This window comes from Gordonia paraffinivorans (assembly GCF_900683595.1).
Taxonomy (GTDB): Bacteria; Actinomycetota; Actinomycetes; order Mycobacteriales; family Mycobacteriaceae; genus Gordonia; species Gordonia paraffinivorans.
Genome location: NZ_CAACYD010000007.1, coordinates 510,608 through 526,899, shown reverse-complemented (window position 1 = coordinate 526,899; position 16,292 = coordinate 510,608). Strand labels below are relative to the sequence as shown.

12 protein-coding genes are annotated in these 16,292 nt (G+C 66.3%); 4 read left to right on the top strand and 8 right to left on the bottom strand.

What is annotated here, in order from left to right; translation table 11 throughout:
• Positions 1–48 precede the first annotated feature (48 nt).
• Positions 49–945: a class I SAM-dependent methyltransferase gene (locus E1P53_RS15365; protein ID WP_131734815.1), complete on the top strand. Its 897-nt coding sequence runs from the start codon at positions 49–51 to the stop codon at positions 943–945.
• A 59-nt stretch (positions 946–1,004) separates the two neighbouring features.
• On the opposite strand, the gene deoC is transcribed toward E1P53_RS15365, so the two are convergent.
• On the bottom strand, positions 1,005–1,682 hold the full coding sequence (gene deoC / locus E1P53_RS15360) for a deoxyribose-phosphate aldolase (RefSeq protein WP_131734814.1): 678 nt from the start codon (positions 1,680–1,682) through the stop codon (positions 1,005–1,007).
• A 27-nt stretch (positions 1,683–1,709) separates the two neighbouring features.
• Here deoC and purU point away from each other — a divergent pair, with 27 nt between their 5' ends.
• A complete protein-coding gene (gene purU / locus E1P53_RS15355; protein WP_131734813.1) occupies positions 1,710–2,609 on the top strand; it encodes a formyltetrahydrofolate deformylase in 900 nt (299 codons plus the stop codon).
• Between the two features lie 94 nt (positions 2,610–2,703).
• Here the strand turns inward: purU and E1P53_RS15350 are convergent, their stop codons facing one another.
• Positions 2,704–3,687, bottom strand: coding sequence for an alpha/beta hydrolase (locus tag E1P53_RS15350; RefSeq protein ID WP_131734812.1), 984 nt, complete (start codon positions 3,685–3,687; stop codon positions 2,704–2,706).
• 602 nt (positions 3,688–4,289) lie between these two features.
• Here E1P53_RS15350 and E1P53_RS15345 point away from each other — a divergent pair.
• A complete protein-coding gene (locus E1P53_RS15345) occupies positions 4,290–4,919 on the top strand; it encodes a GNAT family N-acetyltransferase (RefSeq protein WP_244941207.1) in 630 nt (209 codons plus the stop codon).
• A 607-nt stretch (positions 4,920–5,526) separates the two neighbouring features.
• Here E1P53_RS15345 and E1P53_RS15340 read toward each other — a convergent pair.
• Both E1P53_RS15340 and E1P53_RS15335 read right to left on the bottom strand, forming a co-directional pair.
• Positions 5,527–7,251: an ABC transporter ATP-binding protein gene (locus tag E1P53_RS15340; protein WP_244941206.1), complete on the bottom strand. Its 1,725-nt coding sequence runs from the start codon at positions 7,249–7,251 to the stop codon at positions 5,527–5,529.
• Positions 7,252–7,282: 31 nt separating this feature from the next.
• Positions 7,283–9,136: an ABC transporter ATP-binding protein gene (locus E1P53_RS15335; RefSeq protein WP_244941205.1), complete on the bottom strand. Its 1,854-nt coding sequence runs from the start codon at positions 9,134–9,136 to the stop codon at positions 7,283–7,285.
• Positions 9,137–9,248: 112 nt separating this feature from the next.
• Between E1P53_RS15335 and E1P53_RS15330 the strand changes: the two genes are divergently transcribed.
• Positions 9,249–9,881: a GNAT family N-acetyltransferase gene (locus E1P53_RS15330; RefSeq protein WP_006899883.1), complete on the top strand. Its 633-nt coding sequence runs from the start codon at positions 9,249–9,251 to the stop codon at positions 9,879–9,881.
• Between the two features lie 619 nt (positions 9,882–10,500).
• On the opposite strand, the gene E1P53_RS15325 is transcribed toward E1P53_RS15330, so the two are convergent.
• The 4 genes from E1P53_RS15325 to E1P53_RS15310 form a co-directional block, all read right to left on the bottom strand.
• Entirely contained in the window at positions 10,501–12,306 is a 1,806-nt protein-coding gene (locus E1P53_RS15325; RefSeq protein WP_131734810.1) for an ABC transporter ATP-binding protein, read from the bottom strand.
• Entirely contained in the window at positions 12,299–14,089 is a 1,791-nt protein-coding gene (locus E1P53_RS15320; RefSeq protein WP_244941204.1) for an ABC transporter ATP-binding protein, read from the bottom strand. Before E1P53_RS15320 ends, E1P53_RS15325 begins: the two co-directional genes overlap by 8 nt.
• Positions 14,090–14,278: 189 nt before the next feature.
• Positions 14,279–15,397 (bottom strand): hypothetical protein, encoded by a 1,119-nt coding sequence (locus E1P53_RS15315; RefSeq protein WP_131734808.1) that lies wholly within the window; start codon positions 15,395–15,397, stop codon positions 14,279–14,281.
• The gene (locus E1P53_RS15310) at positions 15,394–16,266 is read right to left on the bottom strand and encodes a carbon-nitrogen hydrolase family protein (protein ID WP_006899887.1); all 873 of its coding nucleotides are present in this window, start codon (positions 16,264–16,266) and stop codon (positions 15,394–15,396) included. The genes E1P53_RS15315 and E1P53_RS15310 overlap by 4 nt, the downstream gene beginning before the upstream one ends.
• Positions 16,267–16,292: the final 26 nt, after the last annotated feature.

The window sequence follows — 16,292 nt, the reverse complement described above, 5'->3', positions numbered from 1 at the left end:
AGGCCCCGCGCCGGTCATCCCCGCCGCTCCCGGAGATACCGTCGATCCATGGCCACCTCCCACCGGCACGACGATCATCCCGAGCACCCACCGCACGAGCACCACCAGCACGAACACCCGACGCACTCCGACCTCGCGGCTGCGCTCGACCTCGACGCCGAACTGGTCGGCGACCATCTCGACGACGCCGCGACGCTCATCGTCGAGGCGCTCGGGGGCCCGCCTGCCCGGATCGTCGACCTGGGGGCGGGCACCGGTAGCGGGACCGAGGCCCTGGCACGCCGCTTCCCGGACGCGACGCTGCTCGCCGTCGACAGCTCACCGGCGATGACGGAGACCATCGACCGACGAGCGCGGGCGGCCGGCCTCACCGACCGGGTGACCACGGTTGTCGCCGATCTCGACCGAGGGCTCCCGCAGATGCGGCGACCCGACGTCATCTGGGCGGCGATGTCACTACACCACATCGCCGATGCCGGTGCACTGCTCCGCTCCGCGGCCACGGCACTGGGTTCCGAGGGCGTGCTCGTGATCGTCGAGATGGCCGGTCTGCCGCGATTCGCTCCGGACGACGACGCCGGATTGCGGGCGCTGGAGGATCGGTGCCACGCCGCCGCGGCGCGTGCCGGATGGGAGGCGCTCGCCGATTGGACCACGACGATCGGCGACGCCGGCCTGGAGATCGCGCGCGACTGCACGATCCGCGTCGAGCGTGCTGACCCCGCCGCACAGGTGTCTCGATACGCCGTGCACTGGTTCTCGCAGTTCCGTCACCGGCTCGACGAGCCCGCAGGGATGCTCTCGCGCGCCGATGTCGAGCTGCTCGATACGCTCATCGACCCGGCGCAGGCCTCGTCGCTGCATCGTCGAACCGACCTGCGACTCGTCGCGGGACGCCGGGTCTGGATCGTGCGGCCGATCAGGGCCGACGGAGGTGTCGAGTAGCCCGCGGCACACCCATCGGCAGGAGCGTCGCCCTGCAGCCCGCCGCCGGGTGCTCTCCCCTACTCCGGAAAGCCCTCCAGCACGGCGGCGGTCGACGAGAGACCCAGTCGTGTGGCGCCGGCCTCGATGAGTTCGGCGGCGGCCTCCGCAGTTCGGATGCCGCCGCTCGCCTTGACGCCGATGTGCGGGCTGACGGCCCCGCGCATGACGCGCACGGCGTCGACGCTCGCGCCGCCGGCGGGGTGGAAGCCGGTGGAGGTCTTCACCATGCCCGCGCCCGCCTGCTCGGCTCGGCGACACACCTCGGCGACCATGTCCGGCCCGCCGCGCTCGAGCAGCACCGCGGACTCGATGATGACCTTGAGCAGGGCCGAATCGCCGATCGCCTCGCGCACCGTGAGGATGTCGGAGAACACCTCGTCGTAGCGCCCGTCGACCGCGGCGCCGACGTCGATGACCATGTCGATCTCCTGAGCGCCGGAGTCCACGGCGAGTCGCGCCTCGGCTGCCTTGACCAGGGAATGGTGCTTGCCCGACGGGAATCCGACGACCACGCAGGTGCGCTGGTCGCCGGTGTCGATCGGCAGCATCGACGGCGACAGGCACACCGCGTACACACCCAGCCGGGCGGCCTCGGCGACGGTGGCCTCCGCATCGGCGCGGGTGGCCTCGGGCTTGAGGAGCGTGTGGTCGATGAGGGCGGCGACGTCTGCACGCCGTAGGTCGGTGTTCGTCACGATGACGAGCTTGGCACACTGACTGTCGTGACCGGCACGCAGACGACCCCCATCACCGACCAGCCCGAGCACCGTTACGTCCTGACGCTCGGATGCCCCGACCGACTGGGCATCGTGGCCCGCATCTCGAGCTTCCTCACCGAGGTCGGCGGCTGGATCACCGAGGCGGCCTACCACTCCGATGCGGACACCGGCTGGTTCTTCACCCGCCAGGCCATCCGCACCGACTCCGTCCCCTACACGGCGGACGAACTACGGGAGCGCTTCGCCACCGAGGTCGCCGATTGGCTCGGCCCGGAGACGGAGTGGAAGCTGACCGATTCGCGCGACACCAAGTCGATCGTGTTGTTGGTCAGCAAGGAGACCCACTGCCTCATCGACCTGTTGGGGCGTGCGCATCGCGGTGAGTTGCCGGCCACCATCAGCGCCGTCATCGGCAACCACGCCGAACTCGAAGATCTCGCGACCCGCTTCGGCATCCCGTTCCATCACGTGCCGTTTGCGCGGGACCGCAGGTCCGAGGCCTTTGCCGAGCTCGCCCGGGTCGTCGACGGCTTCGATCCCGACGCGGTCGTCCTGGCCCGGTTCATGCAGATCCTGCCGCCGAAGCTGTGCGAGGCGTGGGCCGGCCGCGCGATCAACATCCACCACAGCTTCCTGCCGAGCTTCGTCGGCGCCCGCCCGTATCACCAGGCATTCGCGCGCGGTGTGAAGCTGATCGGCGCCACCTGCCACTACGTCACCGCAGACCTCGACGCCGGCCCGATCATCGAACAGGACGTCATCCGCGTCGACCACAGCGATTCCGTTGCCGACATGGTGCGCCAGGGACGCGACATCGAGACCCTGGTCCTGGCCCGGGGACTCCGCTGGCACCTGGAGGACCGGATTCTGGTGCATGGACGTCGAACGGTGATCTTCAACTAGCAAACACCGGCGGGGCCCGGTCACCGAGAATGGTGACCGGGCCCCGCCCGTTTCGACGTGCTCGCCGGATCTCACCGGCGACCGACCGGATGAGTCAGCTCAGGGCCTTCTCGTAGAACGACCACGAACGATGCAACTGGTCCTGCCAGTAACCCCAGGAATGCGTACCCGTCGGCGGCAGGTCGACAGTGGCCGGGATGTTCAACTCCCGCAACCGGTTCACGAGCTGCAGGGTGCACACCATCGTGCTGCCCTCGATGATCCCACCCACTGCGATCTGATCGACCAACTTGTCCTGCTTCTTCACGTAGGCCGGGTTGTCGTACTGTCCGGGCAGGCCCGTCGCATTCGAGATGTACAACTTGGTCCCGCGCAGCTTGTGCGCATTGATCACCGGATCATGCTTACGCCAGCCCGGACCGTTGTACGGCCCCCACATGTTCCGGGCATCACCCTTGCCGCGGACCTCGACCACCAACCGGATGTTGTTCTGGCCGAACGGATCGGCGACGGTCGGGCAGCCGCTGTAGGCACCGACCGCCTTGTACAGACCCGGATGCTCGATGGCCAGATTCAGCACGGAGGTTCCCGACGACGAGATTCCGCCGACCGCATTCTTGCCCGAGGTGTTGTACTTCGCATCGATGACCGGCGGCAACTCCTTGCCCAGGAACGTCGACCACTTGTGGACGCCGAGCACAGGATCGGGCTTCTCCCAATCGGTGTAGTAGCTGAACTGCCCCTGATTCGGGATCACCACATACAGGTTCTTGTTCTTCGTGAAGCGCACGATGTCGGTCTTGTCGAGCCAGTTGGCGCCGTCCTCACCGCCACCGGCACCGTTGAGCAGATACAGCACACCGCGCGGTTTCGACTCATCGGCCGGTTTGATGACCGTCAGCGGGATGTCCTTGTTCATCGCATCCGAGTGCACCACGATGTTGGTCACCCGCGCGGTCGACGACCCCGCATCCACAATATGCGGCTTCGCCGACGCCACACCCGTCGAGCCCATAACCGACGCGACGAGCCCGACACCCAACGCGACGGCGAGCCCGCACCTACGCCAACGGTTCATAACACAATCTCCTTGCAGCTTCACGCACCACCGACTCGTCGGACGAATCGTTACCGCGTGCACGTTACCGCGCTCACACTCACATGCAGACACAGACCGACGAAATCAGACACAGACCAACCACTCCGAGACGCAGAACCGCCTCACGACCAAGTCGCGAGGCGGTTCGGAGGGGATGCTCAGAACAGACTTCACTCGTCGCCGCTCGAGCCCGTGCCCGCGTAGGGGCCACCCTCGAACGAGCCGGTCGTGATCGTATCGAGGAAGGTGTCAAGAAAGCCGTCGTTCGAGCCGTTGCCGCCCTCGGGGGGTGTGAAAGGAAAGCCGCCCATATTCTTCTCCAATGCAGAGGGGATGATGCGAATGGAATCCGCCCGCCGGGTCGATCTGGCGGGTCGATACCGAGAGTATGCTACTTCACCCGCCCTCGGACACCTCAACCTTTGAGCTCGGCACGACTTTTCCGATTACCACCACGAGCTGGGCAGTCGCTTGTCCGGGCCGCAGAGAACCGTCGGCCGGGCAATACCTGAGCATGTGAGTCTTCACTGCATTCGGGCACGCATCCGTGCCGACGACCGGGGCGAGCGTGATATCTGTTGATGATGCAGACGATCCTCGAGAGCGTTGCGGGATCGCGCCACCTGACCGTGGACGACAAAGATTCCACCCTCGACCTCCTCGAAACCTGTTTGCAGGAGGTTCCGGTGTATCGCTGGTTCCTGGGCGAGGGAGCTTCGCCCGAAGCCTATCGGTGGCTGGCACAGGCAATGTTCGAGATGAACATCCATGGACTCCATGGCGTGTTCGATTCGGACGAGCTCATCGCGCTGGTGGCGGTGACCGAGCCGGACGCACCCCCGGTGACGGTCTCGGAGGAACTGAAGGCACTCAACCGTCACTACATGACGTCACTCCACGGCTTCGTCGACAGGTTTCGCGAGTTCGGTCAAGTCTGCGTTGATGCCGCCGTACCCGGCGCCATCGACATCCCCATCAACGCCGTCCACCCCGACCACCGGCGCCGCGGCCTCTCCGTCCGACTCATCGAACCCGTACTCGAATACGCTCGCCGCAGAGGGGTACCGGTCACCGGCAGCACGACACATCCACATATGTCGGCGTTCTACTCCGAGCGGGGCGGATCGATGTACTCGGAGTACAAACTCACCGGAGGTCCCACTCTGTGGATGCATCGATGGGACCCGCCACTCGCCGGCACATCGGACTGATTACGGTTCGCCATATCTGAGCAGACCAGGTTATCGAAAGCAGCCACCAATCGGTGATCTCAGCTCGAAGATGTCCGCGACCGATGCTCACCGGCCCGTTCGCCCGTGGCGCGAAAGCCCCAGCCAAGAAACAGAACCGCCTCACGACCTGGTCGTGAGGCGGTTCGGAGGGGATCAAACGGACAAACGTCAGTCCGCGCCGTTGGAGCCGTCGCCGTCGGCGGAACCCGTCGCCGTGCCGAGAAGAAGCTCGAAGAGCTTGTCGGCGAGCGAGTCCTCGATCGAATCTCCGATATCCGTCTTTGCCATGCTGGTCCTCCGCGGGGTGGGTGAAATTTCAAACAATGAACGTCCGACCCAAACGGTTCGAACGATTCCGCCGGTACGTTACCCCACTTATGGCTTACCCGCCATCAAACCCGGTTCTTGTCATGAGTTTGCAGATCAAACCTCACGATCCGGGCATTCGATACCTAAATCGCGACATTGCATCGCAGGAAAGTTGGACAATCGTCCATATATCATTGCCTATTGTTACATTCCGGCCCGATTTGCGAGGTGCGTTCCACCCGTGTCCGTTGGCGACACTCACCTCGAAACCGACTCCTCACACCACGCCACACCTACGCGCATAGGTACCGCCGGCGGCCAACAGTTCGGTATGGGTACCGCACTCGACGACTCTGCCGTCCTCGAGCACCACGATCTGATCGGCGAGGGCCGCAGTCGCCATTCGGTGGGTGATCACCAGAGTCGTCGTCGACCTGCGCAGCCGATTCAACGCTCGTTGGATCAGCAGTTCCGTCCGGGGATCGGCGGCGCTGGTGGCCTCGTCGAGGATGAGAATCCGCGGAGACGCGGCGATCGCCCGCGCCACCGCCACGAGCTGCTTCTCCCCGGTGCTCAAGTTCTCCGATTCCTGACCGACCACGGTATCGATGCCCTGAGGTAGCGCGGCCACGATCTGTTCCAGGTGGCCGTCTCTCAGTGCTCTCCGGATCGCCTCCTCATCGGCGTTTCCGTACGCGATGTTGTCTCGTACGGCCCCGGTGAAGAGCCACGGATCCTGGGTGACCACAGCCATTCCGGTGCGAACCTCACGGGCACCCAGTGCGGCGATGTCCTCGCCGTCGATCGCGATCGAGCCGGACGTCGGCCGATAGAAGGCCTGAAGCAAGTTTGTCAGCGTCGTCTTCCCCGCCCCTGTCGAACCGACGACCGCGGTCGTCGTACCGGACGGAATCGTGAAACTGACCGAATGCAACACTTCGGCGTCCTGATAGGCGAAGGACACATCGGTGAACACGATCTCCGGCGGCCTTCGGTGGCGCCCACCGGATTCGACACCGCTCGCCGCGAACTCCCTGCCCGAGTCCTCTTCGTCGGCCTCCTCGAGGACCTCTCGAACCTTTCCCGCCGAGACCATCCCCGACTGGATCTTCTGCACGAATCCGGCGAGCGAGCGGACAGCGGAGATCAACTGCTGCGAGAACAGCACCGCCACCTGCGCCGCGCCCAGACTCAGACGCCCGTCGACGACCATCATCCCGCCGAAGACCGCGAGAATGACGAAAACGACCGCGTTGATCGCGGTGAGCAACGGCCCGAGGGTCCCCGCGACCCACTGCGACGAACGCGTCGAGTCGAAAAGCCGGTCGTTGAGCACGTCGAAGCGTTGAAGTGCCACCTGCTCGGCACCGTTCGCCTGCAGCATGCGCCGCGTACTGAGCTCCTCCTCGACATGCCCGGCCAGTGCAGCTGTGGTGGTCCACCGGTCCTCGAGAAGCGGACGTGCACGACGTGCGACCATCGTGGACACGAAGGCCGACACCGGTGCCGCGGCGAGCGCGACCATCGCGAGGAGAGGAGAGATGAGGAAGAGAACCGCGGTCACCACGACCAGCGTGAGCAGGTTGGTGGGAACCGTGATCAAGACGGGCGCGATGACCGTCGCCGCGTTGTCGGTGTGCGCGGTCAGTTTGCTGACGAGAGCGCCCCGCTGCGTCGTCTCGAAGTAGCGCAACGGGAGGCGGTGAACCTTGTCCTCGATGCGTTCACGCAGGTGCGCGATCGACCGTTGCACCCCGACGGTCAAGAGCTGGCCTTGTAGCCCTGTGAAGCCGGCGACGGCGACATAGATCGCCGCCTGGATGACGAGGAGTTGACCGAGCCGACTCCAGTCCAGACCTGACGTCCCGGTCGTGCCTTCGACGATCACGTTGGTGATGGCACCGAAGAGAAGCGGCCCGACCACGCTCCCCACCGCGGCTGCGATCGCCAGGGCAGAGACGGCGAGCGCCCGGCGGCGACTGAACCGAAGCTGCCCCAACATCCAACGAAGCGGTCCCTGCGGGCTCGTACCGTCAGCCACCGGTCACCGCCTGGGCATAGGCGATCTCGCGGTAGATCTCGTTCTCTGCGCGGAGCGTCTGATCGGTGCCCAAAGCCACCAGCCGGCCGGCTTCCAGCACTGCGATCACATCTGCATGACGCACCGATGAAACCCGCTGCGCGGCGATCACGATGGTCGCCTCCGGAGCAGCCCGACGAAGGTTGGTGATGACCTTCTGCTCGGTCTCGACGTCGAGCGCGCTGAACGGGTCGTCGAGCACGTACAACACCGGCCGTCGCAGTACCGCCCGGGCGAGCGCCAGACGCTGGCGCTGTCCGCCGGAGAAATTGCGACCTTCCTGCGCCACCCGCGCCGCAAGCCCGTCGGCCCTTTCCTCCACGAACACTCTGGCCTCGGCCACCTCGAGTGCAGCCCACAGTTCCTCGTCGGTGGCGTCGGGCCGCCCGATCCTGAGATTTTCGGCGATCGTTCCGGTTACCAGAGAAGCACCTTGTCCCACAAAGGCCGACCGGGCACGCAACCATGCCGGATCCAGTGCTGTCACATCGAGATCGTCCCAGCGCACGACACCGTCCACCGGATCGACAAATCGCAACGGCAGTGACAACAGGGTCGACTTGCCGCTCCCGGTGCCGCCCAGCACGCCGGTCACCTTCCCCGGTGCACACATCAACGAGACACTCTCCAGGGCAAGGCCTTCGGCACCAGGAAAGCCGACCGACACGGCGTCGAAGTGCAGGGCCGGTGCCGGCCGCTGCTCCTGGGGTCGCGGATCACCGGGTTCGATCACGTCGGTGTCCAGCACCTCGGTGATCCGGCTCGCACTCGTCACAGCTCGCGGTAGGACACCGGCGACCACCGTGAGAAGCGAGATCGCGAGTAGCAGTTGGGACAGATAACCCACCGACGCCGCGATCTGTCCGATCTGCATCTGCCCACGGTCGACGAGCAGCGCACCCAACGCCGATACGGCGACCGTGGCGAGGTTGGCGACGATGGTGACGACGGGCAGCATCAGCACCTGGATTCGCCCCACATGCAAGGCCGTCCGGGTCAGTTCGTCGTTGTGGACCGCGAATCGAGACATCTCGTGGTCCTCACGACGAAACGTCCTGATGACCACGATGCCGCGGAGTTGTTCTCGCAAGACACGGTTGACGGAGTCGAGCTTCTTCTGAAGGCTTGTCGCCCACGGAATGAGCTTTCGCACGATCGAACCGACCAGCACTGCCAGCAGCAGCCCCGCCACGAGGATCACCGGCGCCAACTGCCACGCCTGGGACAGGGACAGGGCCAGCGCCCCGAGGAGCGTGAGGGGAGCGATCGCCACGACGGTCAGAACGATGAACACGAAGGACTGGATCTGTCCGACGTCGCCAGTCGCGCGGGTGAGGAGGCTGGACAGGCCCACGTCGGCCACCTGGAGGTCGCGCATTCGCCCGATTCTCCGGACCACCCGACGCCGTAGGTCCCGCGCGGCTTTCGCGGAGATGTGCGACGCGGTGTACGTGGCACCGATCGAGAGAAAGAGATTCGCCGAGGCCACGGCGAGCATGACCCATCCCAAGGACTTGATCGTCCTCACGTCACCACTGAGAATTCCGTCATCGATGATTGCAGCATTGAGCGCGGGTTGCAGCAGTGCAGTGAGCACACTGGCCACTTGGAGGAGCACCAACACCGCCACCAATCCGGCGGAATCGGCGAGCGCGAAACGCACCAGTCGCCACAGAGCCCGTGTGCTGCCGCGGATCGACGAACGAGTGGCCGATATCAAGGATGAAACACTCCGAACTGATTCTGAACCGTAAGGACTGGCGGCCCAACCATCCGAGGTCGCGAAGTGGGTGATCTCGAAGGCCATCAGGCGGTCTGGAGTCTACATCCCACCGCCACGGCGACAGCGTGACGAGCCGATTGCCGATCGGGATTCCTTTCCGTCCGTTTCGGATTTTCCTGCGTGATATTTGTTGACCATGCAGACGATCCTCGACGGCGTACCGGGCTGCCGCCACCTCACCGAAGACGACAGAGAGGTCGCACTCGATGTCCTCGAGCGTGGCCTACGGGAGGTGCCGATCTATAGCTGGCTGTTGGGAGCCGATTCCCCGCCCGAGGTCTACCGCTGGTACGGCCGGGTCATTTTCGAGGAGAATCTCCGGTATCTCTATGGCGTGTTCGAGTCCGACGCGCTCATCGCGCTCGCGCTGGTCACCGATCCCGAAAAGCCATCGGCCGCCGAGCCGGTGTCGGACGAGTTGATGATGCTCAACCGGCGGTACGCCACGAGCGTCGACGGCTTCCCCAAACGATTCCATGAGCTCCGCGAGGTGGGCGCCGACGCGGAAGTGCCCGGCGCGATCGACGTCACCCTCGAACTCGTGCTTCCCGAGTATCGACGCCGGGGGATCAGCGCCCGCTTCCTCGACGCGGCGCGGGAGGCGGGGCGGCGCATGGGGGTACCGGTCACCGGTAGCACCACCCACCTCCACATGTCGAAGTTCTACTCCGAGCGGTACGCACCGATCCACGCAGAATTCACCCTCACCGACGGACCGACGGTGTGGGTGCATCGCTGGGACCCGCCCGGCCCTTCCACCGTGGGCTGATCTCGACCGGATGGTCGGGCAGAGGGCCCCGTTCGAACAACAAACCGCCCCGCATCCGACGGATGTGGGGCGGTTTGTAGGGGATCTACGCAGTCCTCAGGACTGCGAGGTGGCCGCGTCGAGCGAGCCGGCAGCGAGCCCGAGGATCACGTCGGTCACGACTTCGGTGAGATCGATTTCGATGCTGCTCATGGGGTCTCCTTCATAGGATCGGTGAGAATTTCGGGGGGATACAGCCGCCTTGTTCTCACCTCGGCGGCTCGGAGCAGAGATTACATATCCATCTCGACGATGTCCCGCGTTCATCAACCCGCCACGTCACGAATATTGATCACCGACAGCGCATTCCAATTCAAATGCGCAGCTCAGGACGCCTCGCGACGTCAGAAAACAAATTTGTCTGGACATTCGTCCAGCTTTCTTTCTTCACTATCGGCGTTGTGGCAACTCGCAATTCACCATCTTGAACAACCTTCGGGCGCCAAGCCTGGTTGCGCGCGCCGCCGGAAGCCCCCTGTGACCACTCACCAGAAAATGAACACCTGTCCCAGTCAAGAGTCCGGAAATATCGGGTTCTTCACGCAAAGTGTTGCGCGCCAGACAATTCGACTCCGATCGATCACACTACGCCGCACCGGCGCGCGTAAACCCCTCCGGCAGCGAGCAGTTCGTCATGTGATCCCACCTCGACGATCTCGCCGGCCTCGAGGACGACGATCTGGTCAGCGAGCGCGGCGGTGGCCATGCGATGGGTGACGACCAGGGTCGTCGTCCCGGTGCGCAACCGATTCAATGCCCGCTGGACGAGCAATTCCGTTCGCGGATCGGCGGAACTGGTGGCCTCGTCGAGAATCAGGATGCGCGGCGACGCCGCGATCGCGCGCGCGACGGTGACGAGCTGCTTCTCGCCGGCACTCAGGTTCTCCGATTCCTGGCCGATCACGGTGTCGAGGCCGTCCGGCAGGGCGGCCACGATCTGATCGAGGTGTCCGTCGTGCACGGCCCGCGCCACCGCGGTCTCGTCTCCGGCGACCCCGTATGCGATGTTCTCCCGGACCGTCCCCGTGAACAGCCAGGGCTCCTGGGTGACGACCGCCATTCCGGTCCGTGCCCGATACGCTCCGAGGTCGGCGACGTCCTCGCCGTCGATCGTGATGGACCCGGTGGTGGGTCGATAGAACGCCTGCAGCAGGTTGGTCAGCGTCGTCTTGCCCGCCCCGGTGGAGCCCACGATGGCGGTGGTGGTCCCGGGCCGCAGTCGCAGGTTCACGCCTTTCAGTACCGGCGCGTCAGCCGAGTAGGCGAAGGACACATCGCGGAAGACAATCTCCGGTGGATTCCGATGCCGGCCCATGTACTCGAATCCCCCGCCTTCCGGACGACTCTGGACCGCGTCGTCGTCGGGCGCCTCCAACACCTCCCGGACCTTCGACGCCGACACCGTTCCCGACTGGATCTTGGTCACGAACCCGGCCAGTTGCCGGACCGCGTTCGTGAGCTGCTCGGCGAAGATGATCGCGACCTGTGCGGCGCCGAGGCTCAGGGTTCCGTCGACCACCATGAGTCCACCGAGCACCGCCAGGATGAGGAACACCACGGCGTTGATCGCGGCGAGCACGGGGGCGAGGGTCCCTGCGGTCCACTGGGCGGAGCGCTCTGATCGGAACAGGCGCTCGTTGAGCGCGTCGAACCTGCGTGCCGCGACCGCCTCCGCGTTGTACCCCTGCAGCATTCGTCTGGCACTCAGGGTCTCCTCGATGTGTCCGGCCAGCGCTGCCGTGGTGGTCCATCGGGTCTCCTGGTGCGGGCGGGACCGACGTGAGATGTAGGACGCGAGTGCCGCCGACACCGGCCCCGCCACGAGCGCGACCAGGGCGAGCACCGGCGACAGGACGAACAGGACCGCCGTCACCACGACCAGCGTCAACGCATTCGTCGGGACGGTGACCAGCACCGGCGCGATCACCGTCGACGCATTGTCGGTGTGGGCGGTCAGCCTGCTGACCAGCGCGCCTCGACTGGTCTGCTCGAAGTAGCGCAGGGGCAGTCGGTGGATCTTGTCCTCGATGCGCGTCCGCAACATCGCCACCGACCGCTGCACGGCCCGGGTCAGGAGTTGCCCCTGCGTGTAGGTGAGCGAGGCGGCCAGCAGATAGACGGCCAACTGGATGCCGAGCAGCGTCCACAACCGCTTCCAGTCCATCACGGCGCCGTCGCCGACGGTCCCGTCGACGATGACGTTGGTGACGGCACCGAACAGCATCGTCGCGAGCACGCCTCCTCCGGTGGCGCCGATCGCGCACAGCGAGATCGTGGCCGCCCGAGCACGCCCGATCCGGAGCTGGGCCATCAACCACCGCAGCGATCCGGCCGCGGTGTCGACACCGGGGGCCGAGGTCGCCGTCGAGTGCCCGGCGTCAGACATCGATCACCGCCTGGGCGTACGCGATCTCGCGGTAGATGGCGTTGTCGGCACGCAGGGTCCGGTCGTCCCCTGTCGCCACGAGGCGGCCGTCCTCGAGGACACCGATCACGTCGGCGTGGCGCACCGACGACACCCGTTGAGCCGCTATCAGTATGGTCGCCTTCGGCTGAAGGTCTCGGAGCCGCCGGATGATCAGCGCCTCGGTGTCGACGTCGAGTGCACTGAACGGGTCGTCGAGGACGTACAGCGACGGCTTGCGCAGGACGGCGCGTGCCAGCGCCAGACGCTGGCGCTGCCCGCCGGAGAAGTTGCGGCCCTCCTGCGCGACGGCCGCCCCGAGTCCGCCGGACCGTTCCCGCACGAAGTCCGCGGCGGCCGCGACCTCGAGCGCCGCCCACAACTCGTCCTCACTCGCGCCGGGACGGCCGATACGCAAGTTGTCCGCGACGGTGCCGGTGATCAGCGCCGTGCCCTGTCCGACGAATGCCGAACGTTCTCGGACCCAGGCCGGCGCCAGGAGACGGATGTCGCGACCGTCCCACGACACGATGCCCGATGACGGATCGGCGAATCGCAACACCGTCGAGAGCAGAGTCGACTTCCCGCTGCCCGTACCACCGATGAGACCCGTCACCGTCCCCGGTTCGCAGATCAACGAGACCGCGTCGACTGCCGGGGCCTCGGCACCGGGAAAGGCGACGGTCACACCATCGAAAACGATCGCGGGCGGTCGCGAGTCGTTCTCGGTACCCGGGTCTCCCGGCGCGAGCGTCTCGGTGTCGAGAACGTCGGTGATGCGTCCGGCACAGGTCACCGCGCGCGGGAGGACGGCGGCGATCGCGGTCAGCATCGAGACGGCCAGCAGGATCTGCGCGAGGTAGCCGATGGTCGCGGTGATCTCCCCGATCTGCATGTGGCCGGCGTCGGCGAACAACGCACCCAGGGCCGACACCGTCACCGAGGTCAGGTTGGACACGATCGTGATCACCGGGAGCATCAGGACATGGATGCGCCCCAGATGCAGCGCGGTCCGGGTCAGCTCGTCGTTCTCGACCGCGAACCGGGCGCGTTCCCGATCTTCCTGCCGGAAGGTCCGGATGACCGGGATACCCCGCAGTTGTTCACGAAGCAGACGGTTGACCCGGTCGAGGCGGCCCTGAAGTCCCGCCGCCCACGGCATCAACCGCCGGATGAACACCGCCACGACGACTGCCAGCAGGCCCCCGGAGACCACTATGACCGGCGCCATCCGCCAGCCCTGTGCGAGGGACAGCGCGAGTGCGCCCACCAGCATCAGGGGAGCCGTCACCACCATGGTGAGCGAGATGAACAGGAAGCCCTGGATCTGCCCCACGTCGTTGGTGGAGCGGGTGAGCAGGCTCGACAGGCCCACCCGCGCCACCTGCGGGTCGGTGAAGGCGGCGACCCTCTCGTCGAGCCGCTTTCTCAGATCCCGCGCGGCAGCCGAGGAGATGTGGGAGGCGAGATAGGTTGCGCCGACGGCCACCCCGAGATTGACCACCGCCACCGCAAGCATCGCCAGGCCGACGAGCTTGATGGTCTCGGTGTCGCCGCGCAACATGCCGTCGTCGATGATCGCGGCGTTCAGCGCCGGTTGCGCCAACGAGGTCAGCACCGCGGCGACCTGGCACACGGCGAAGCCCAGCACGGCTCCTCGACGCGTGCGCAGCGCGCCACCGATCAGCGCGAGCAGTGCCCGCACCTCGCCTCTGCTCAACGAACGACGCTCAGGCACCTCGCTCGTCGAGCGGCTAGTGGTCATTGCGCGAGATCACTCCGAACCATGCGGCGAAACGGACCTGACGACGATCGGCCGCACGGTGAGAACCGCGCAGCCGAATCGACAGATCTGTTTATCACGTCGCCCCGGGCCCCGGAATCGGAAACCGCGTCGAGACGAGCCGGCAAGACGCGGAGCGGGTCTCGCGCGCGGGCGTCGCGCCCCGCTCGATCAGACGCAGCTGCTCTGCTGGTTCTCCCCGGTCATCTCACTCGTCAGCTGCACATCCGACCCGCTGATCGCGAAGTCGAGTCCGGTGTCGGTCACCTTCAGCCGATCGACCTTGACCTCGTCGAAGAACGAGCTGAGTGACGATTCGGTGATCTGATCGACGATCTGCTGGGCGAAGTCCGGCGGGATGCCGAACACCAGCGCGCTGGCCTTCACGACCTCGAAGTCGACCCGGCCCTCAGGGGTGGTGACCGGCTTGATCGTCGCCGACACCGGGACCGCGAAGAACATCACCGGGAATGCGGCCTGCACCTCGAACGTGCCGTTCGTGGCATCGCCGGTGATCTCCTCGACCGTCGCCGCCTGCGGCGCGCCGTTCCCGGTCCCCTGGCCGGCGGCCTGGGCATTCTCCTTGCTGAGTTCGACAATCCGCTCGAAGGGGATGAAGCCATGCCCTTCCAGGCTGCGGATGTCGGTGGTGGTGCCCTCCCCCTTGATTCCGTCGGCGCGCATGTGGAGCCGCATGGCATCGGGCGAGTTGTCGTCCTTGGTGTCGACCTGGACGAACGGCACTCCGCCGGTGCCCTGCAGGATGATCGGCTTTCGGCTCAACGACACCGACGTAGGGACGCCGGTGAGGCCGCTGAACGACTGCTCGAGGCAGTTCGTCACCTTGTTGCGGAGGTAGAGCTCGCTGCCGACCGCGGCGATGACGCCGACGAGGAGCACCGCGACCAGGCTGAAGGCAACGATCTTGCCGGTGCTGCGACGTTTGCGGGGCGAGGTCAGCGCCGGGCCCGTGCCGGTCGGTGCGGGGTCGACCGGGCCGCTCGACGTGTCGGCGAAGGGCTCGTCGCCGGGGCCGAATTCCGTCGTCGGCGTCGGCCCCGGGGCACCGGAGAAGTCGGTGGTGTCGGCCTCCGATGGCGGAACCTTCGAATACGCCTGCGGCGTCGGGGGAATCGGGCCGGTCGGGAACTTCTCGGTCGGGAACGGCTCGGCGTCACCGCCTGCCACCGGGCGCCACTCGTCCCCCTCGGCGGGAGTCCGCGGCGATTCGGGGCTGCTCTGCGGCTCGTCGGGCGCCGCGCCCTCCTCGGGGATCTTGTCGTCGCTCATTGGTTCCGTCCTCGGTCATCGGCCTGATGGAGCGGTTCGCCTGCGGCTGCGGGGTCGTGCTCCCCGCCGCCTGCGGGCAGTTCCCGCTCGTTGGCGAGTACCGCCAGCAGCGTCCGGGCCTTGTCCACCACTCCCAGATCGAGTTCGTGGACGTCGACGCGGACCGCCTCGTCGTATGCGGCGACCACGGTACCGAAGGGGTCTGTGATTTGGCTGTGTCCTATGCCGGTGGGAGCGCCCGAGGAGGCGACGGCCTCGTCGGTGGGCCGGGCCTGGCCGACCGCCGCGACGAAGGTCGTGGAATCCAGGGCCCGGGCCGTCGCCAGGATCTGCCACTGGTGCAGCTTCCCGGGACCCGCGCCCCATGAGGTGGGAACCACGATCAGCTGGGCGCCGCGCCGCGCGAGATGGGTGAACAGCCGTGGGAAGCGGATGTCGTAGCAGGTCGCGACGCCGACGCCCACCCCGTCGACGTCGAACACCAGCGGGCTCGAGCCGGGCGCGACCGTCTTGGACTCGGTGAATCCGAACGCGTCGTAGAGGTGCAGCTTGTCGTAACGCAGGCGGGTTCCATCCGGGCCGGCCACCAGCACGGTGTTGAAGACCCTCCCGTCGTCGGACGGGGTGAACATCCCAGCGACGACGGTCACGCCGGCCGACTCGGCCGCCTCGGAGACCCCGCGTGCCCAGGGGCCGTCGAGGTCCTCGGCCACGGGTTCGAGCGGGACGCCGAACCGGCACATGGCGGCCTCGGGGAACACGACGAGCCGGGCGCCGCGGGATGCGGCATCGGCGGTCGCCGCCCGCACGGTCTCGAGGTTCGCGTCCGGATCGCCGGACGAGCTGATCTGGGCCATTGCCACACGCATGAGGGCAACAGTAGTGGCCGAGCCGG

Excerpts from the sequence above, each read along its gene's own strand:
- E1P53_RS15315 (WP_131734808.1), bottom strand. The coding sequence starts at position 15,397 with ATGAGCGACGACAAGATCCCCGAGGAGGGCGCGGCGCCCGACGAGCCG.
- E1P53_RS15320 (WP_244941204.1), bottom strand. The coding sequence starts at position 14,089 with ATGACCACTAGCCGCTCGACGAGCGAGGTGCCTGAGCGTCGTTCGTTG.
- E1P53_RS15365 (WP_131734815.1), top strand. The coding sequence starts at position 49 with ATGGCCACCTCCCACCGGCACGACGATCATCCCGAGCACCCACCGCAC.
- E1P53_RS15335 (WP_244941205.1), bottom strand. The coding sequence starts at position 9,136 with ATGGCCTTCGAGATCACCCACTTCGCGACCTCGGATGGTTGGGCCGCC.
- E1P53_RS15310 (WP_006899887.1), bottom strand. The coding sequence starts at position 16,266 with ATGCGTGTGGCAATGGCCCAGATCAGCTCGTCCGGCGATCCGGACGCG.
- E1P53_RS15350 (WP_131734812.1), bottom strand. The coding sequence starts at position 3,687 with ATGAACCGTTGGCGTAGGTGCGGGCTCGCCGTCGCGTTGGGTGTCGGG.
- E1P53_RS15340 (WP_244941206.1), bottom strand. The coding sequence starts at position 7,251 with ATGTTGGGGCAGCTTCGGTTCAGTCGCCGCCGGGCGCTCGCCGTCTCT.
- E1P53_RS15345 (WP_244941207.1), top strand. The coding sequence starts at position 4,290 with ATGATGCAGACGATCCTCGAGAGCGTTGCGGGATCGCGCCACCTGACC.
- E1P53_RS15330 (WP_006899883.1), top strand. The coding sequence starts at position 9,249 with ATGCAGACGATCCTCGACGGCGTACCGGGCTGCCGCCACCTCACCGAA.
- E1P53_RS15325 (WP_131734810.1), bottom strand. The coding sequence starts at position 12,306 with ATGTCTGACGCCGGGCACTCGACGGCGACCTCGGCCCCCGGTGTCGAC.